This window comes from Chryseobacterium vietnamense (genome assembly GCF_031454475.1).
In the GTDB taxonomy this organism is placed as follows: domain Bacteria; phylum Bacteroidota; class Bacteroidia; order Flavobacteriales; family Weeksellaceae; genus Chryseobacterium; species Chryseobacterium vietnamense.
In genome coordinates, this window is sequence record NZ_JAVDQX010000003.1 from 432,201 (window position 1) to 452,583 (window position 20,383).

Annotated in this window: 13 protein-coding genes; all 13 read right to left on the reverse strand. The window is 37.6% G+C overall.

Going from position 1 to position 20,383, the window contains the following annotated elements:
• Nucleotides 1-69 precede the first annotated feature (69 nt).
• The 13 genes from J2786_RS16005 to J2786_RS16065 all read right to left on the reverse strand — a co-directional run bounded on the left by J2786_RS16005 (nucleotide 70) and on the right by J2786_RS16065 (nucleotide 20,350).
• Nucleotides 70-2,712, reverse strand: a complete 2,643-nt coding sequence (locus J2786_RS16005) for a TonB-dependent receptor (RefSeq protein ID WP_047427279.1) — start codon at nucleotides 2,710-2,712, stop codon at nucleotides 70-72.
• 208 nt (nucleotides 2,713-2,920) lie between these two features.
• Nucleotides 2,921-3,781 carry a carboxylating nicotinate-nucleotide diphosphorylase gene (gene nadC, locus J2786_RS16010; protein ID WP_047427282.1) on the reverse strand — a complete coding sequence of 287 codons (861 nt, stop codon included), beginning with the start codon at nucleotides 3,779-3,781 and terminating at the stop codon, nucleotides 2,921-2,923.
• Nucleotides 3,782-3,795: 14 nt separating this feature from the next.
• Nucleotides 3,796-5,367 carry an L-aspartate oxidase gene (nadB, locus tag J2786_RS16015; protein WP_047427285.1) on the reverse strand — a complete coding sequence of 524 codons (1,572 nt, stop codon included), beginning with the start codon at nucleotides 5,365-5,367 and terminating at the stop codon, nucleotides 3,796-3,798.
• Nucleotides 5,368-5,398: 31 nt separating this feature from the next.
• Complete coding sequence (locus J2786_RS16020) at nucleotides 5,399-6,025, reverse strand: NAD(P)H-dependent oxidoreductase (protein ID WP_047427288.1); 627 nt, start codon at nucleotides 6,023-6,025, stop codon at nucleotides 5,399-5,401.
• 121 nt (nucleotides 6,026-6,146) lie between these two features.
• Nucleotides 6,147-8,405 carry an FIDD domain-containing protein gene (locus J2786_RS16025; RefSeq protein ID WP_082001900.1) on the reverse strand — a complete coding sequence of 753 codons (2,259 nt, stop codon included), beginning with the start codon at nucleotides 8,403-8,405 and terminating at the stop codon, nucleotides 6,147-6,149.
• Nucleotides 8,406-8,544: 139 nt separating this feature from the next.
• The gene (locus J2786_RS16030) at nucleotides 8,545-10,803 is read right to left on the reverse strand and encodes an FIDD domain-containing protein (RefSeq protein ID WP_052186773.1); all 2,259 of its coding nucleotides are present in this window, start codon (nucleotides 10,801-10,803) and stop codon (nucleotides 8,545-8,547) included.
• A 165-nt stretch (nucleotides 10,804-10,968) separates the two neighbouring features.
• On the reverse strand, nucleotides 10,969-11,445 hold the full coding sequence (gene rnhA / locus J2786_RS16035; protein WP_047427291.1) for a ribonuclease HI: 477 nt from the start codon (nucleotides 11,443-11,445) through the stop codon (nucleotides 10,969-10,971).
• Nucleotides 11,446-11,514: 69 nt separating this feature from the next.
• Nucleotides 11,515-13,104, reverse strand: a complete 1,590-nt coding sequence (dnaB, locus tag J2786_RS16040) for a replicative DNA helicase (protein WP_047427293.1) — start codon at nucleotides 13,102-13,104, stop codon at nucleotides 11,515-11,517.
• A gap of 156 nt (nucleotides 13,105-13,260) precedes the next feature.
• Nucleotides 13,261-15,408, reverse strand: a complete 2,148-nt coding sequence (locus J2786_RS16045) for an FIDD domain-containing protein (protein WP_047427296.1) — start codon at nucleotides 15,406-15,408, stop codon at nucleotides 13,261-13,263.
• A 102-nt stretch (nucleotides 15,409-15,510) separates the two neighbouring features.
• On the reverse strand, nucleotides 15,511-17,583 hold the full coding sequence (locus J2786_RS16050) for an FIDD domain-containing protein (RefSeq protein ID WP_047427299.1): 2,073 nt from the start codon (nucleotides 17,581-17,583) through the stop codon (nucleotides 15,511-15,513).
• Nucleotides 17,584-17,753: 170 nt separating this feature from the next.
• The gene (locus tag J2786_RS16055; RefSeq protein ID WP_047427302.1) at nucleotides 17,754-18,356 is read right to left on the reverse strand and encodes a tetratricopeptide repeat protein; all 603 of its coding nucleotides are present in this window, start codon (nucleotides 18,354-18,356) and stop codon (nucleotides 17,754-17,756) included.
• A 303-nt stretch (nucleotides 18,357-18,659) separates the two neighbouring features.
• Nucleotides 18,660-19,895: an MFS transporter gene (locus J2786_RS16060; protein WP_047427305.1), complete on the reverse strand. Its 1,236-nt coding sequence runs from the start codon at nucleotides 19,893-19,895 to the stop codon at nucleotides 18,660-18,662.
• A 92-nt stretch (nucleotides 19,896-19,987) separates the two neighbouring features.
• Nucleotides 19,988-20,350, reverse strand: coding sequence for a hypothetical protein (locus tag J2786_RS16065; RefSeq protein ID WP_047427308.1), 363 nt, complete (start codon nucleotides 20,348-20,350; stop codon nucleotides 19,988-19,990).
• Nucleotides 20,351-20,383: the final 33 nt, after the last annotated feature.

Below are 20,383 nucleotides of genomic sequence, written 5' to 3' on the forward strand. Positions count from 1 at the left end.
TTTATTTTTTATAAATATAAAAAATAAAAACCCGCCATTGGCGGGTTTTTATGTTAATATATCAAAATATTAGAATTTAAATGCAATAGATGCTGACCAGGTAATTCCAGCCCCAAAATACACTTGGTTTGAAGGATCTATACCTTTATAAAGAGTGTTTTGATAAGCATCAAATTGTTGTTGTGCAGTTGCAGATGCATTATCTTTAAAGTCAGACAGTTGTTTTGTATGAACGGAAGTTCTGGCATCAGAAATATAATATCTGTCAAACAAGTTATATACATTAACTCCAAAAACAAAACTTTGCTTTTGATCTTTTAATTTTAAAGTATATGATGTACCTACATCGAAAAGACTAAAGCTAGGATACTTTAATGCACCCTTTTTTGCAGCATCAGTTACTTCTCCATTTGGTCCTACTAAATAATCCTGATTAAAGCTTACACCTCCGTAGTATCTGTCAGCATAAGTCCATGTACCATACACCGAAAGATTTTTTATAGGATTTACCGTTACTCCAACAGAAGCTGTTGTTTGAGCTGCATCTGAAACTTTTACTTTATCTAATGCAAAAGTTCTTCTATTGCTTTGTCCGGCCGCTAACTGTACAGGTTGGTCATTTTCATCAAAAATCTCACCCGTTGCATTACCTTTATATTTCCAGTCACCAATAGATAGCATACCATTAAGAGTAATGTAATTAGTGATTTTATAAGCACCTTCAAATTCCACTCCCATATGAACCTCTTGTATGCCATCCATATTAGCATAAGGACGGGACACAGGCTTTCCGTTAACATCGGTTAAGTTAGGAAGGTTTGTAAATCTTTGAAATCTGTCTTTCCACGAAGTATAATAAAGATTCACATTCATAGTAAGTTTGGAGCTTCTATAACCATATCCTAGTTCTCCACTCATCACCTTCTCATTGGTTAGATTAGGGTTAAGATTTTGGTTATTACTAGGATAGACTCCATAGTTGTTAGGTTGTCTTTCGTAGTATCCAATATTACCGAAAACATTGTGATTCTGGTCAATATTGTAGTTTACTCCCCCTTTTGCATTATATCCGAAAAGATATTTGAAACCTGTTTTAGTATTTTGGATTTGTCCGTTTTTAACTGTTACACCATCAACAATCCAGTTATCAATTCTTTGGAAACCTTGTTCTGATGCTGATCCCTGAACATAAGCAGAGAATTTCTCAGTTGAATACTCTAACTGTCCAAAGAAGCCTCCCCACAATACTTCTCCATCAAAGTTTCTATATGCATATTGGGTATCACCTTTAGTAGCTTTTGCGAATGGATTAGCAGAAGGAACAGCATTGAAAGAATCTCTTACAATATATCCCCCTGGGTAATTTAGATTTCCTTTTTCCTGGTAACCTGAAGCCCCTAAGAAATCAGTTACATATCCCGGGTGGTATCCATAATAATATCTTCCATCAAAACCAACTGAGAAATTCCAGTTATCATTGATTTTGTGCTGGAAATTAGTCAAGACCCCATACCAGTTATGTGAGTTTACACTAGCTCTTCTGGTAAGTCCATTATTAGATGTATTAATCCCAATTTCTCCATTAGTAGCAGTTTTATTTGCGCCAAAATCAGGAACAGATCCACCTTGATTCCATTTTACGATATCATCCCATCGAATAATTCCATTAGCATCTCTTAATGGGGAATTGTCTGCGTAATTTGTATTTTTACCATTGATTGAACCAAGCATTCCAGTTCCACCACCTCTACCCCAAGAACCATACAATACTGTAGATAGCTTAGATTTTGAGTTCATATTCCAGTCCCAGTTTAGCATGGCAACAGGTTTACTATACCAGTTCCTGTTTGTTGAAAACTCTTGTCCATTAAGATATCCCCAATTTGGGTTGTATCTTCTATTAGGGTTTCCGTCTTTACCATATTTTAGAAAGGCTGATATAGGAGACTGAAAGTTTTGCTCATGCCATTGTGGAGCTCCGGTAAAAGTAAACTGAAGTTCATGAGTTTCATTAGGTTTGTAACCTAAAGCGAAATAATAATTATAAGCTTCTCCCTTACCTCCGTCAATATAACCGTTAGTAGAGGTTCTACTCATTAAAAATGATGTAGACCAGCCATTCTGGTTTTTACCAGTATTATAAGAAAATAAAGTTTTTAAAAACCCATTATTACCTACCCCAAGAGTTACGTTACCACCTTGTTTTGCATCAGCGGCTTTTGTAAGCATATTAATAGTTCCTCCTACAGAAGCAATTGCCAATTTAGATGCCCCAAGCCCTCTTTGCATCTGCATAAATGTAGTTACATCGCTTAGCCCTTGCCAGTTAGACCAATATACTGTACCTCCTTCCATATCGTTAACAGGCATACCGTTAACCATTACAGCCGTATTTTTAGTATCAAATCCTCTAATTCTTAGTGATCCATCACCAAGACCTCCACCACCTCTTGTTACATAGACAGAAGGAGTAGTTTTTAAAATCTCTGGAAATTCCTGGTTACCTAGTCTTTCTACAATCTGTGCAGATTTAATAGTAGAAACAGCAACAGGTGTCTTTCTATCTTTAGCGATATCTGTAACACCTCTTAAGATTACCTCGTCAATATCTTTGGACTTTTGTACTGTGTCCTTAACTTGTTGAGCGTAATAAACACTAGCTGTAGATAATGTAATAACCGCAGTTAGTATCGATTTGTTGATTAATTTCATAATCGTTAGTAATAATTAGATTTAATTTTCTGCAAAATTCGCAAAATAAAATTTAACTATTATTAACTCAATGTTAATTTTTAATAAGTCTTAATAATGTTAACCTGTTAAAAATCAATATTATGGCTAAAAATTGAATTTTAGTATGAAAAAAGTCATGTTATTGAATTTTTAACAAAGTGGTGGTGTTTTTGTTAAAAATTCAACGCTATTTCACTGCTTTGAGACTCAGATCTATATTCTCAGCAGAGTGTGTAAGGGCTCCTACAGAGATATAGGTAACGCCTGTGGATGCAATTTCTTTCAGCATATCGCGGGTAATTCCTCCTGAAGCTTCAGATTCACAAGAACCATTGATCATTTTTACAGCCTCCTTCATCGTTTTTACATCCATATTATCAAGCATGATTCTGTCGACCTTTGCATTGATGGCTTCCTGAACTTCTTCAAGGTTTCTGGTTTCAACCTCTATCTTTAACTTTTTCTTATTCTTTTTAACGTAATCTTTTGCCATTGCCACGGCATTGGTTATGCTTCCGTTGTAATCAATATGATTGTCCTTTAGCATAATCATATCATAAAGACCATATCTGTGATTGGTTCCGCCGCCAATAGCAACCGCCCATTTTTCACACATTCTGAAGTTAGGAGTTGTTTTTCTTGTATCTAAAAGTTTAGTTTTTGTACCTACTAATCTGGAATCCCATTCATGGGTTAAGGTGGCAATACCACTCATTCTCTGCATACAGTTAAGAACAAATCTTTCCGTAGAAAGGATGGAGCTTGCACTACCTGTAACAGTAAGGGCGATGTCTCCGAATTTGCAGGGAGTTCCATCTTTAATGAAAACTTCCACTTTCAGATTTTTGTCAAAAGTCTTGAAAATGATTTCTGCCAATTCAACACCTGCAAGAATACAGTCCTGTTTCACCAAAAGCTTAGCACTTTGTACAAGATCCTGTGGAATAGTAGATAGGGTAGAGTGATCCCCATCCTGAATATCTTCCTCAAGTGCGTTTTTTATAAATGTCTTTAATGCTTTATCTGTTACGTATGCTGGTCTTTTCATTGTGTGATTTCTTTTTAAACCAAATCTTTATTATAAAATGCTCCCTTGTTCTCTGTCATTTCCATGGATTGGGTAATGATGAGATGGGCAACAGTTGTTAGGTTTCTTAATTCCGATAATTGCGGGGAAAGAATAGAGTAGTGGTAGATTTCATCTACAGCGGCTGCAATCTCCTGATGTTTTTGCAATGCCATATTCAGACGTTTGTTGCTTCTTACAATACCTACCAGGTCGCTCATCATTTCCTGAAGTTGTTTTCTAAGATAACTGACGATGACCATTTCATCCATGATTTTCATTCCCTCTTCATTCCATTCCGGAACGGCTTTCAGATCATCAAAGTTGAAACTGTTTTCATTCAGAAGTTCTACTGTTTTCATAGCAGCATTGTGTCCGAAAACCAAGCCTTCAAGCAATGAATTGGAAGCAAGTCTGTTGGCGCCGTGAAGTCCGGAGTTGGTGCATTCTCCTACAGCAAAAAGATTTCTGATGGAAGACTGTCCGTCTCGGTCTACTTCGATCCCGCCCATTAGATAGTGGCAGGCTGGTACAACAGGAATCAGTTGAGTGAAAGGGTCAATTCCTTCGTTTTTACATTTTTTATAAATATTAGGGAAATGTTCTAAGAATTTTTCATGGTTCATTTCTTTGCAGTCTAAACCGACAAATTCGTCTCCGGTAATTTTCATTTCGGCGTCGATGGCTCTTGCAACGATATCTCTTGAGGCTAATTCTTCACGTTCATCATATTTATGCATGAATTTTTCACCCCTTTTGGTTCTTAATTTTGCTCCATCTCCACGAACTGCTTCTGAAATTAAAAACAACATTCCATCCATTTTGCTGTACAAAGCTGTCGGGTGGAACTGGTAATACTGCATATTGGAAACCTTTCCTTTAGCACGGGCTACAAAGGCAATTCCGTCTCCTGTAGCAATCGTAGGATTGGTTGTGTTTTTATAAACATGTCCGGCACCTCCTGTGGCAACCAGTGTTATTTTAGAAGTGATTTTTTTGATGGTTTTGGAATTTTCATCCAGAATATAGGCGCCATAGCAATGGATGTCTCCTTCATTGAGCTCTTTTCCGGGAACATGGTGCTGTGTAATAATATCAATAACGTAATGATGATCAAGAATTTCAATATTCGGGCTGCTATTGGCTGTTTCCAGCAAAGCTCTTTCAATTTCAAAACCTGTGATATCTTTATGATGGACGATTCTGTTTTCAGTGTGGCCTCCTTCTCTGCCTAAAGCAAACTTACCATTCTTCATATCGAACTGGGCGCCCCATTCTACAATTTCATTGAATCTCGCTGGAGCTTCTCTTACCACCATTTCTACAACATCGCGTTTGTTTTCTCCGTCGCCGGCACGCATGGTATCGTCAATATGTTTTTGAAAATTGTCATTCTGAAAATCAGTAACAACAGCGAGACCACCTTGTGCATATTTGGTGTTGCTTTCGCCTTCATCAGATTTGGTTACAATAATGATTTTGGCATCAGGGTGTTGCTCAGAAACTTTAATGGCATAGGAAAGTCCGGAAATGCCGGAACCGATTACTAATACATCCGCTTTTATCATATGCTGGCTTTAGGTACAATCGTTTAAAATATTAAATAAATTTAAACAATTTTTCGTTTGGTTTTCTTACTTTTTTCATGTGCTGGAAGTGATCTTCTTCAGAACGGTAACCTAAAGCGAGGGTAACAGTTACTTTTTCTGTTTCAGGATCTATATTCAGAATTTCTTCAATGAGATCCTGACGGAAGCCTTCCATGGGGCAGGAGTCTATATTTTCAATAGCAGCAGCATACATAAGATTGGCCAATACTATATAAGACTGTTTTTCTGCCCAGTTGAAAATTTCATCATGTGTTTTCTGGTTAATATGCTGATTTATGCTATTTCTGAAAGGGTCCAGCGTTTCCATAGGAGTATCTCTTACTTCAGAAATATGATTAAAATAACCTCGGATATAGTTCTCTTCTATAATTTTTTTTGAAATAATAACGATAAGATGAGAACAAGTGGAAATCTGAGAAGGATTATAAAAAGCAGGAATTAATTTCTGTCTCATCTCCTCGCTTTCAACAACCACAATTTTATAGGGCTGAAGTCCCAGCGAACTGGCAGACAGCTTTCCTGACTCAAGAATGTTGTGAAGAGTTTCCTGAGGAATAATCTGATGATTGAATTTTTTTACAGAATATCTTCTGCTTAAAGCTTCCAAATAATTCATAGGACAAATTTAAGAATTGAATATGAATAAAGAGTCTTTAAAATGAAATATCTCCTCCCTGTTCTTACAAAAAATCACCCCGACTGGCGGGGTGATTCTTTTGATGTGATGGAAAGTGTAATTATTCTCTGTTTTTTACAACAATCCAGCCTGAGAATTTTATCGGAGTACTGTTTTTATTATTTTCATTCCATGAAACAGAATACCAATAGTTTCCTGTAGGGACTTTTTTATGTCCATTGGTAGTTCCTGCCCATTTATAGCCATTGGTTTTATCTGCCTGGAACATCTTATAACCATATCTGTCGAAGATGGCTATTTCCAGATTTTGTTTGTTGGCAAGTGCAGAGTAATCAACAAAATCATTGATTCCGTCATCGTTAGGTGTAATGATGTTGATAAGATTAGGGACTGTGATATTGACTTCAACAGGTACACAGTTATAGCCGTCTCTTACATATACTTTAGCTTCTCCTCTTGCAATATTGGTAAATACATTGGAGTCCTGCCAGTTGATATTATCCATTGAATACTGGTAAGGAGGAGTTCCGCCATTGGCATATACTGTTACTGTACTTCCCGAAATGTCAACGGTAGTGATAACCGGATTGTCTGAGGGATATACTGTTACTTTCTGTGTCACAATACAATCTCCGGTTTTAAGTTTTACCCAGTAAGTTCCTACTCCTACATTTTTGATAGACTGTGTGGTAGCTCCTGTACTCCATTCGTAGCTTTTGAAACCTGCTCCGGCATCTAATGTTGTAGTGTTTTCAATACAGATGGTCTTGTCAAGTAAAGTTCTTGAATAAACAGGAGGTATTACTGTTAATGTAACTTTAGCGATGGAATAGCATCCGTTTCCATTAAAAACTTTAATATAAACAACACCATTAGGAGCGATGTATGCTGCCGGAGTTGCGATTGCATTAGTTCCACTGATGGCATCTGTCAGGGATGGATAGTATTCTTTCGTAAGTCCGCCCTGGGAAACTACAGCTCCTGTAAGATTAAAAGAGGCCGTAGATGGGTTAGTTTCAATGAAGCAGGATTTTATTTCAACGTCATTAACAACTACGACAGGGTAAATATTCAGTGTGATTTTAGAAGTACTTACGCAACCCTGAGGTGTGGTTACTTTTACATATATTGTTGCTGCTGCAGAAGCATAGGCAGAAGGATTTGTTATTTGATTCGTACCGTTATTCAGATCGTATAAGGTAGGGTAGAATTCTTTGGTTACTCCGGCAACAGTTGTTACAGCAGCCGTATTGAGGTCAAACGTTGCTGTTCCGGCATTGTTGTTATTACATCCGCTAAGACTGGCATCCGTTGCTGCAAATGGAGTAGGATTAAGTTGAATAACACCGTCGCCATTATCACAAAGAGTAGATGTAGGATCTTTTACAACCACTTTAATAGTTGTATTTCCAGAATATTGGAAACTTGTGGGATTGGCAATAGGAGTAGAGCTTCCCAATACATAATAAGTGAAAATATAATTCCCCGGATTATTTACAAATTGAGAATTATAAGAAGTAAGGTCTACTGTACCATTTCCGGTAGCTGGATTTGTACAAACGAACGGACTTATGGTGTTACTTAAAATAGGGACTTTATCTACATACACCTTAACATCTTTAATAGAATGTCTTGCACTGGCACCACCGGTTGCGGCAGAAAAACCAAAATACCCTTGTGACATTCCCACAGCTCCTCCGGAAGGAGCAAAAGACTGATCTACGATAAGGACACCGTTGATTCTTACTTTGATGATCCAGTTTGTCGGGTTGGTAAGGTCTGTTTCACCATTTACTTCCACATGTCTGTAGGTGTCTCCTACAAACGGCTGAGTAGCGATAAGATCCGGCGAATGGAAGGTGCTTCCAGGAGTGGTGTTGAATTCAATGTTGTTACCTGCTGTATTATTTGTACCGTAAAGAATGTGAACTTTACTCATCTGGCCTTCGGTAGTATTGTTGAAGATATCAAAACCAACCATAAGCCCGGAAGCATTAGCTGGAATACCCAATCCTCCTCCTGATACAAATCCTGTTGGTGGGTTGGCCAGATACCAGAAGGTGAAGCCGTCTCCTTTTCCAAACTGTGTGGTTCCGTTTCCGTCAATTCTGAAATCGAATTCCACTTTCCACTTATCACAATAGCTTAGAGTGATAGGAGTGGATAATTTTACAGCCCCGTATCTGCTGGTCTGATCGGTTGTCAGTCTTACAAAGTCTCCGCTTACTATAGCATCAGAGACAAGATCCCAGCCCGTTGTATTTACAGGGTTTCCGGTAAGTTGATAGGTTTGTGAAAGAAACCTTCCCGGCAAGCATAATAAGATAGTTAGTAAAAAAATGAGTATATTTTTTTTCATAGTGGATGGATTATGATGTTATTGTTTTTTTATCTTTAAATTATAGTGAGACAGTAATATCTGGTCTCAATCTCTTCTTGAGCAAATCCTCTTTTTTAATACAGAAACTACCCCAAATGAGGTAGTTTCCGATAGTAAATTATTCTCTGTTTTTAACTAATACCCAGCCTGAGTATTTCGTTTCAGTATTGTTTTTATTATTTTCGTTCCATGAAATGGTGTACCAGTAAGTCCCTGTAAGTACTTTTTTACCGGAAGCAGTTCCATCCCAAGTAAAGTTTCTCATTTTTCCGGCTTCATATAGTTTGTTGCCATATCTGTCGTATACAATGAATATCAGATTTTTCTTGTAAGCCAGTGCTGAATAATCAATGAAATCATTTACGTTGTCGCCGTTTGGAGTGATAGCGTTAACCAGATTAGGAACGGTAATCTGAACTTCAACAGGTGTACAGTTATAAAAATCTTTTACATACACTCTTACTTCTCCTCTTGCTAATCCTGTGAATATATTACCCGGCTGCCAATTGACTCCGTCCAGAGAGTATTGATATGGAGGAGTTCCTCCCGCTACATTGACAGTAATGGTGTTGTTGTCAATATCAATGCTGGAGATGACAGGATTTGCAGATGCTTTTACATTAACAATCTGTGTAGTGATACAGTTTCCGGTTTTCAGTTTTACCCAATAAGTGCCAACACCTACATCTTTAATGGATGAGGTTGTTGCTCCTGTACTCCATTCGTAACCATCAAATCCAGATCCTGCATCCAAATCTGTTTTTTCTCCAATACAAATGGTTTTGTCTTTTAAAACAGAAGATGTTACAGGAGGTAATACAATAAGGTTGATCTTAGCAATATTAAAGCATCCGTTGGCGTCTGTTACCTTTGCATATACTGCAGTACTTATGGATAAATACTGAAGCGGATTCATAATTTCATTGATGCCGTCCAAAGCATTTGCGATGGATGTGTAGTACTTTTTGGCCGCGCCTGCTCCTAAAGTTGTAACATCTGCAGTTGTCAAATTAAAAATGGCACTCGTAATATTATTTTCAATGAAACATGATCTCAGGGTGGCTTCTTTTACAGGAGTGTCAGGATAGAATGCCAATGTAATTTTTGCTGAACCTGTACATCCCAGAGGAGTGGTTACTTTTACATAAACGACTCCGGGAGCAGATATATAATTGTCAGGATTTTGAATCTCATTCGTATCTGCATTGAGGTCTGCTAAAGTTTTATAATATTTTTTTGTAACACCTAAAACATTGGTTACAGCTGCTGTATTCAGGTTGAAGGCTGCTGTTCCGGCTTTGTTATTATTACATACTGTAATCGTCTTATCTTCCGCTTTGAAAGGGGCAAGGTCGAGTAAAATTTTACCATCCGGGTTGTCACAGAGCAATCCTGCATTATCTTTAATAACAACTGTAACTGTTGTATTGGCATTGAACTGATAATTGGCTGGAGTAGCAATAGGGGTAGAACTTCCAAATGGAAAATAGGTAAATGTATAATTGGAAGGGTTGTTGACAAATTGCGAATTGAAAGAAGTCAGGTTTACAGACCCGTATCCTGTTGTAGGATTAGGACAGAATGACTGTGTTGCTGAATTCTGTAAAATTGGAACTTTATCCGTATAAATTTTTACATTTTTAATGGAATGTCTTGATCTTGCACCTCCTGTAGAAGCTGAAAAACCAAAATATCCTACAGTCATTGCAGCAGCAGCACCTGAAGGCGCGAAAGACTGATTGCAAATTACATTCCCATCTATTGTTATTTTTATAATCCAGCTGGTAGGAGCTGCAGGATCTACCTGTGCCGTTACTTCCACATGTTTGAAATTTGTTCCCTGGAAAGGTTGTGTAGTATTCAGATCCGGGGAGTGGAAAGAACTTCCGGGAACATTAAAAAATTCGACATTATTGCTGTCAGTGGTGTTTTGAACCAGTCCATATCCAACGTGTACCTTACTCATGGTAGCCGTTGTGGTATTGTTGTAAGTGTCAAGCCCTACCACAAGACCAACTGCATTTTGAGATACTCCAAGGCCTGAGCCTAATACGCTGGCTACCGGAGGATTGGCAAGATACCAGAAGGCAATTCCATCTCCATTGGAGGTTTGGTTGGAGTCCATTCTGAAATCGAATTCCACTCTCCATTTGTCACAATATTTTAAATTGATTGGGTCATTCAGCCTGATAGAGCCGGACTGGTTGTTGGTATCCGGGGTAAGCTGAATAAAATCTGTGTTTACCTGAGTAGGAGAAACCATTGTCCATCCGGTAGTGTTCACTGGGTTTCCAATAAGCTGATAAGTCTGAGCAAAGGACTTCCCAGCTATACAGAGTAAAAAAACAGATAAATACAATAATAGATTTTTATTCATTTATAATGGGACTTAGATTAATATGTAAAGATATTAAATCCCAATTAAATAATGTGTATTTAATGTTAATTTCGCTTAAATTTTAATAATATTTTAAAAAAATACTGCTAATTATGATATAATGCTGAATATTATAGTAGGTAATACGTATTTGCATTAATTAAATTAAAATAAAGAATTGTTATCCAAACTCTCAAAATACGTATCAATTTCAAGATTCGGAGAACTGGCTGCTGCTACCGCTAATTTATCGCAAAGTTCGTTTTCAAAGTGTCCTGCATGCCCCTTTACCCAATGCATTTTAGGTGTGTGTTTGTTGTAAAGTTCAACAAATTTTTTCCAGAGATCAGGGTTCTTTACATTTTTCCAACCCCTTTTGATCCATCCGGCAATCCAGTTTTGGTTGATCGCATCAGATACGTATTTGCTGTCTGTGTACACGTGGATTTCATTTTCTGTGGATTTCAGTTTTTCCAACGCAGTAATGACAGCCAGAAGCTCCATTCTGTTGTTGGTGGTTTTACGAAAACCTTTTGAAAATGTTTTCTGATAGTTTTTTTCAGGAACGCGCATGAGAATTCCATATCCGCCTTTCCCGGGATTTCCGCTGCACGCTCCGTCCGTATAAATTTCGATTCTCAAATCTGCTTTTTAAAAATTGATGTATTGACTGTACAATGAAACTGAATGGATCTGAACTTTAGTCTTCGCCTAAAAAGGGAAGTCATCATCATCATCAAAATCATTCATTGAAGATCCTGAAAGTTTTGAACTGTCCGGAAGGTCAAATGCTGCTCCTGGCTGAATCGTTGTTTTGATCTTGTCAAATCCACTTGGCTCTCCGAAGTTGGAAGGGTATCCTCCTCCGGCCCCACCATCAAGCGCAGCTTCGATATCACCGAATTTTGCAAAATGTTTTAAGAATGATAATCTGACATCTGCCGTAGCACCATTTCTGTGTTTTGCAATAATCAGTTCGGCCTGGTTTTCTGTAGAGGTTTCCTGTCCTTCCTCATCATTATCCCAAACCGTAATTTTATAATACTCCGGTCTGAAGATGAAAGATACAATATCTGCATCCTGCTCGATTGCTCCGGATTCCCTCAGGTCTGAAAGCTGAGGTCTTTTTCCCGGACGGGCTTCTACACTTCTCGAAAGCTGCGAAAGAGCAATCACCGGTACGTTAAGTTCTTTTGCAATTGCTTTTAATGAACGTGAAATCATGGAAATCTCCTGTTCACGGTTTCCAACTCCTTTTCCGCTGCTGCTACCTGCTGTCATCAGCTGAAGGTAGTCGACCATGATCAGTCTTACTCCATGCTGCATCACCAATCTTCGGCATTTTGCACGGAAGTCGAATATGGAAAGTGAAGGGGTTTCATCAATATATAAAGGAGCATTCTCCAGTTCAGATACATTGGAGAATAGTCTCTGCCATTCTTCGTCATCCAGGGTTCCTTTTCTTAGTTTCTCTGACGAGATTCTTGTTTCAGAAGCAATCATTCTGGTGATAAGCTGTACGGAGGCCATCTCGAGTGAGAAAAGAGCCATAGGGATTTTGTGTCCTACCGCAATATTTCTTGCCATCGAAAGAAGAAATGCTGTTTTACCCATCGCCGGACGGGCTGCAATAATGATAAGGTCAGAATTCTGCCATCCACCGGTTTCCTTATCCACATCTCTGAATCCTGAAGGAACTCCAGAAAGCCCTTGTTTGTCTTTTAGAGATTTAATGGTATCAATGGCTTGCTTTACCAATGAGTTGGCAGTATCAAATCCTTTCTTAATGGTTCCGTTGGTGATCTCAAAGAAAGATTGTTCCGCTTTATCCAGAAGTTCAAAAACATCTGTTGATTCCTTGTAGGAAGAATCAATAACATTGGCAGAAACGTTAATAAGGCTTCTTAAAATATACTTTTCAAGAATAACACGTACATGATATTCGATATGGGCAGATGAACTTACTCCCATGGTAAGATCAATAATGTAATGATCACCACCTGCCTGACTCAGTTTATCTTCTTTTTTTAAATCCTGAATGATTGTCATTAGGTCTACCGGGTGGTTACCTTCATACAATTTTAGGATAGTAGAAAAGATGACCTGATGTCTGGGATCATAAAATACCTCTGGAGTAAGAAGGTCAATGGAATGGTCAAGTCCTTTTTTGTCAATCAAAAAAGTTCCGATAACCAGTCTTTCAAAATCTACTGCATTGGGAGGCATTTTTCCATCCGCAATAGACAATTCTCTTGCAAAGTTTCCGTGTGTCAGGGATGATAATGTTTCTTTCTGCGCCATGGTGCAAAGATAGTTTATTTAAAAAATAATAAAAAAATAGTATTCAACAAATTATTAGCAGTCTTTCGTAAAATGCTGTAAACAGGAGGTTGCTCTTGTTGATAAAAAAAATCACCTCAGTCTGAGGTGATTTTTTTTTAAAGGTGAAGTAAAAACTTACTCTTTATTTTTTACCAGTACCCATCCGGAATATTTGGTTTCGGTACTGTTTTTATTGTTTTCATTCCATGAGATCGTATACCAGTAAGTTCCGGTTGGAATTTTCTTACCAAAGGCAGTTCCGTCCCAAGTGAAGTTGTTGAACTTCTTAGCTTCGTGAAGTTTGTTTCCATATCTGTCATATACAATGAAGATCAGGTTTTTCTTGTAAGCTAATGCTGAGTAATCAATAACATCATTTACGTTATCTCCGTTCGGGGTAATCGCGTTGATAAGATTTGGAACTGTTATGGTTACCTGGATAGGGGTACAGTTGTAAGTATCTTTTACATAAATTGTATTCTCTCCTCTTGGAAGTCCTGTAAATACGTTGGAATCCTGCCAGTTAACGCCATCTACAGAATATTTGTAAGGAGGAACTCCTCCTGTGGCTGTTACTGTGATATTGTTATTGGTAATTTCTATTCCTGAAACCACTGGTTGAAGGCTCGCATGTACACGTACTTCCTGAAGCGTGAAACATTTTCCGGTCTGAAGTTTAACCCAATAAACACCAACTCCTACGTTGCTGATGGATTGTGTAGTTTCACCTGTGCTCCATTCGTAGCTTACAAATCCAGGTCCCGCATCCAAAGTAGTTTTGGCTTCAGCACAAATTGTTTTATCTTTTAATACCGCTGATTTTACAGGAGGTAATACAATCAGTTGTATTTTAGCAATTGAATAACACTGTTTGTCATTATCTACTCTTGCATATACTGTCTTGCTTTCTGAAAGATAATTAAATGCTGCTGATATAGGATTTGTCTGTGCTTTTGCATCAGCTACTGTAGTATAATACTTAATAATAGTTCCTGTAGGTGTTGGAACAGGTACACCGATATCTGCTTTGGAAAGATCAAATGTTGAACGTGTAACGTCATTATCGATATAGCAATTCTGAAGTACAGCATCTTTCAATACCACCGCTGGATAGAATAATAGTCTGATTGTAGTGGTTGCAATACATCCAAAAGAAGAAACTACTTTTACATATACAGTTGATTCAGCAGAAACGTAGTTGGCAGGATCTGTAATTTCATTGATTTCTGCATTCATATCTGCAACTGTAGCATAATACTTAATAGTTGCACCCGTGCCTCCAAATACATTGGCAGTTGTTAAATTATATTTTGCAGTACCAGCTCCATTATTATTACAAGAGTATAATGTGGCTGTATTGGCTGTGATTCCCACATTGACAAACTTGAATTTCCCTGTTATGAAACATCCGTTGATAGGATTGTCCGGATTGCTTGGATCCTGGTATACAACTCTGTAATAATATGTTGTTGTTCCATCTACAGTAGTTACTGTAAGAGGATTCTGTCCTGTAAGGGCATCGTTGGTTGTTTTGTGATAAGTAACCTTGAAGTTAGGGCTGTTTCCGTTAACAATAGCTGCCGAAAGTGTTGTGAAATCAAACTGGGTTGGCAATGCACAAACCATTACCTGATTGGGATCATTAGGAGTGGCTCCCGGAATACCCGGCGCGATAAATGGGTTAGGAGAAAGAACAGGATCATTAAATGCCGAACTTAAACTGGCAGTACCTGACCATTCTAAAGAGAAACCATTAACGGATCTACTGAAGTTGTCAATAACCAGATAATAAGTTTGGCCTACCAATACATCCATATAAGGACTCCATTTCCCATTGTTCATGCTGGATGTAACACCGGGAGGATTGGTAGGGAATACTGCAGGTGGAGCAAGAGTCAGATCCAGACCCGTATCTCCTGGAGTACCGCTATAGTTACATCTTATAGGCTGTATGAAGACGTGGTCAGCATTCTGTAATGAAGCACAGCCATTTGCTGTAGGTCCATAAACTGCAAAATCGTAATCATCACCCTGATCGTTAGGTTTTATTTTAAATGCCAGCGTTCCTGGTGTGGATACAGTGAAGGTATACCAAACTGTATATCTTTCATTGGTGCTGAGACATCCTCCGTTTTGATTAAGAATTTCTATAATATTCCCCGGGCCTGAAGGGGTATAAGAAATGTCAGAATTACCACAGATGGGAATTGCTGTGACACAGTCTGACTGTGAATAGGCCATTTGCGCTATCAATAAAATAAAAAGAAGTAATATTTTTTTCATTGTTAAAACTTTTTTTGTTAAACAAACTTGAAATCAATAAATTTTTATCATTATTTGTAAAAGAAAAAGCCGCCAAAGCGGCTTTTTATATTGTAAGGTGTTTTATTCTCTGTTTTTTACAACAATCCAACCTGAAAACTTGAAAGGAGTGTTCTTCTTGTCATTCTCGTTCCATGTTACAGAATACCAGTAAGTACCTGTTGGAATGTTCTTACCGCCAATTCTACCATCCCATTTGTAACCGTTGGATTTATCTCCCTGGTGGATTTTTGTTCCATATCTGTCAAAGATACTCAAAATAAGGTTCTGTTTATCAGCCATAGCAGAATAATCTACCACATCATTCACGCCATCCCCGTTTGGAGTAATCATATTGATAAGGTTAGGAACAACAACATTCACTTCAATAGGTTCGCAGTCGTAAGCATCTTTTACATACACTTTGTAAGTTCCTCTTGCTACATTGGAGAATACATTAGACGGCTGCCATAAAATTTTATCCATTGAATACTGATAATCAGGAGTTCCTCCGATAACATTGATTGTTAATGTAGTGTTGTTAATATCGATGTTTGTTACTACCGGTTGCTCAGAAGGATAAACGGTTACTTTTTGAGTGGCAACACATTCTCCCGTTTTTAATTTTACCCAGTAAACTCCTACTCCTACGTCTTTAATAGACTGTGTTGTAGCTCCTGTGCTCCATTCATAGCTTTTGAATCCAGGTCCGGCATCTAAAGTGGTAGTGTCTTCCATACAGATAATTTTGTCTTTAAGAACACTGGATGTTACCGGAGCAATTACTGTTAAACCGATTTTTACCACTACATAACATCCTCTCGTGTCAGATACTCTTACGTATACCAAACCGCTTGGTGCAATATAATTAGCATTTAAAATCTCGTTGGTTCCATCAATGGCATCTGTCAGTGAAGGGAAGTATTTTTTAGTAATACCTGCCTGCGGAGTAATTACAGCGGCATTATCAAGGTTGAATAAAGCAGTCGAAGGATTTGCTTCAATAAAGCATGATCTCAATTCTGCATCCTTTGCAATAATTTGCGGATAGAACTTAAGGGTAATTTCTGCAATATCAGTACATCCGAATACAGAGGTTACTTTTACATATATTTTACCTTCTGCAGAAACAAACTGATAGATATTGGTGATCTCATTAATTGAATTGTTCAGATCATATAAAGTATAATAATATTTTTTAGTTGCTGTTGGATCAGCAAAAACTGCAGCAGTTGTAAGATCATACATTGCAGTACCTGCATTGTTGTTATTACAGCTTGTTAGCGTTACATCGGTAGCTGTGATAGTACCATCTTTAAATTTAAATTTACCAGTCTGTCTACATTTGTTAATAGGACTGTTAGGGTTAGTCGGATCGGTATAATTGATACTGTAGAAATAAACACCAACAGGAGTAACTGTTTGAGGCCCAACAAGAGGGTTGTTACCAGTTAAGGCATCATTCTGACTTGTGTGGTAGCTAATGCTGAAGTTAGGGTTGCCGTTAAGAATTCCTGCTGATAATGATGCGAAATCAAAACTTGCAGGATTTGAACATATCACCACTTCTCTTGGGTCAGCAGGGTTGGCTCCCGGAATACCAGGTGGGATAAATGGATGAGGCTGTATATTCGGATCAGTGAACGGAGAAGATAGAGTAGCCGTTCCGCCCCATGATAATTTGAATCCGTTCGCTGTTTCTCTGTGGTTATTTACAATTAAATAGTAAGTCTGACCAGGCAATACATCCATGTATTTTACCCATTTGTCTCCTGTAGCGTCCTCACTAAGGTCTGTTGCGGTCATATTAAGACCTGTATTTCCACTTTGCCCGGAATAAGAACAACGTATTGGAGTTCCCAGATTTCCGCAAGATTTGTTGGGTCCGTATACTCCAAAGTCATAATCATCTCCCTGGTCGTTAGGGATGATTTCAAACGTAAGTGTTCCGCCGGTAGCAATGGTGAAAGAATACCATACAGAGTACTTTTCGTCAGAAGTTAAACATCCACCCAGGTCTTCTGCAATATCTCCATGCCCGCCTGGTGTATATGAGATGTCCGAGTTACCACAGACTGCCATTGCAGTATTACAATCTGATTGAGCAAATAAAATATGTGAAAATATGATTAATAAAACAAGTAATGTTTTTTTCATGAGAATTAATTTTAAAAACAAATATTAAAAGTGTTTAATTACTAAGGAAATGTTGTTTTTCATCTGATACAAAATAATGTTTCTCTGAATATTCAATGAATTGTAGGCTTTCATATCAAAAAAAAACTGATCGCCCTGATGTACTCAGGAGATCATGCATTTTCTTACTGTTAATTTGTTCCGATCAGCTGTTTTCCCCAGCTGGGTGAACTGGATGAAGGGTCTGATGTTTCAAATTCTTTAGCTGCTTTTTGATACAACTTTATAGCTTCCGTCTTGTTTCCCTGTTTTTCAGCGATTTCAGCTTTTAAAAAAGAAAGCCTTGGATTATTCTTTAAGGTTTCTGCTTTATTCATGAAACTTGTCACGGTCTTTAATTCCTTTTGAGGGTCTGCCGCTGTTTTTATTCTGATTTTCTGAAAATGAATAAGGGCAAGAAGCAGATTTACTTCTCCATTATTCTTTTCAGAAGCAAGAGCCTGCATTGCCAGTTTTCTTGCGGACTCATTAGGTTCTCCAAGAGGACTGTTCGGGCTGTTCTTTAAAAGGAAATTGGTTTTAAGATACAAGGCTGCTGCTGCATAGTAATTAGCCTGCCATTTTTCTGAAGTTTTAGCTGCTGAAAACTTAGAAAAAAGCATATCGTAGTCGTTTTCTGTTTTAGCATTATTGAATTGTAAAACAGATTGTTGTAAGGTTTGATCTGAAAAAAATTGAGCATTCATCAGAGAACCTGTCACGAGAAAGCTCAAAATTAGTAAAAGTTTAGTCATAGGGGGATATTTTATGAAGCAAATATAAAAAATTATTAACGTTAAATTAAAGATTTTGAGATATATTTAATGAAAGTAACGTATTGGTTTTAAATATTGTATTTTCTTGTTTGGGTTATATTATGTAGAGATCGTAAAGATATTGGTGCTTTTGATGAATATTTAAGGTTTAATTCTTTTATAAATTTTTAAAAAACAGCTATAAAACAAAAATCAGAATAGAAAACGTTCTATTCTGATTTTAAGTATTTCGAATTCTTATTTTTTTTGTGCCAGATTTAAAATAACCTGATAAACAATAAGTTAATATTGCATCTTTCTCAGTTTAGGATTGGTGCTTCCCACAAGAAGGGCTACTAAAACGGTCATACAACCTCCGAACACCACAGAGTGCACAACTCCCAGTAGTTTGGCCATGAGTCCACTTTCAAACTGCCCCATTTCATTGCTGGACATAATGAAAATTGAATTCACACTCAGAACGCGTCCCCTGATGTGATCCGGTGTTTTTAACTGTACAATGGTACCCCTTATAACCACTGAAATTCCATCGAGCATTCCACTCATTACCAGGAACATAAAAGATAACCAGTATAGTTTTGATAGACCGAACCCAATAATGCACAGTCCGAATCCGGTAACAACAACAAGAAGTATTTTCCCCTGATTTTTTCGAAGAGGAACAATAGATAATAGAGTAATAATACACATGGAACCAATATCCGAAGCTGCATTCAGTAAGCCGAAACCTTCAGCTCCTGACTTTAGGATATCCGTTGCGAATACAGGAATCATGGCTACCGCTCCCCCAAAAAGTACCGCAAACATATCAAGACACAGCGCTCCCAGGATCTCCTTCGTTTTAAAAATATAAGAAATTCCTTCGCGCATACTTTCTACTACATTTACCGTTTCCTTTTTGTATTCTGAATGCTGTTTGTGAAGCTGCCAGAAAAATAATGAAGCCACAAATATGAGTGCTAAAATAGCAACCAGGGTCCATTTTACACCGATAAATCCAATAAGAACACCTCCAATAGCATGTCCGCAAACAGAAGATATCAGGAAAGTAGCCTGGTTCAGGGTTACGGCATTCGGAAGGTTTTCCTTCTTTACGATTTTGGGAATCATGGAAGGAACAATAGGCCCGATAAAGGCTCTTGCTATCCCAGTGAAAAAGATAACCCCATAAATATAATAGGTAATCTGATGGCCCGTAAAGTGCATTTCTACATCTAGGAATGCGGGAATTAACAGAAGGCCGATCAGGAAAATATAAGCATAATTACAAATAAGAAGCAGCCTCTTTTTTTCATTCATATCAATAACATGTCCGGCATACAGCGCACAGCTTACAGCAGGAATAACCTCTGAAAGTCCTATAAGACCTATTGAAAAGGGATCTTTCGTTAATTGATATACCCACCATCCTAATAAAGTGGCAAGCATTCTGAAAGCTAAAACAATAAAAAATCTCCCGGTGAGAAGATTTCTGAACTCAACATTTTGTAATGTTTGTAACGGGGTAAAGGAAATCATGAACAAAAATAGCCCTAAAAATTTATTTAAGGCTATTCATATGACAATTTCTGAAAGATATATTAAATATATTTCAAAAGATAAAATCTATTTTAGTCAGCTCTGGAAGAACTTAATACGATAGCTGCAACACCTGCTGCTCCGATAATTGTTGCTCCTGCAGCAATTCTTGCTTTTCTTCGGTCTTTTACAGCCGCTACATTGGCTTTGGGAATAATCACTTCTGTACTGTCTTTTTTACCGGCTGTACCTACAATATTTTCACCCACCACGTTTCTGAATAAGATGGTCTGCTTCGGAGAGCCATCTCTCATAGTTACTTTATATACTTTTCCGGCTTCAAGATTAGAGTAATTGTTTTTTGAAATATCTTCGCTGTATTTTGTAGTAGCACAAGATGTAATAACAAATAAAGATGTTAGTAAAGACGATTTCAACAGTACAGATGCTTTCATTATTTTCTTTTAGTTTTTCAAATTTATAATTTT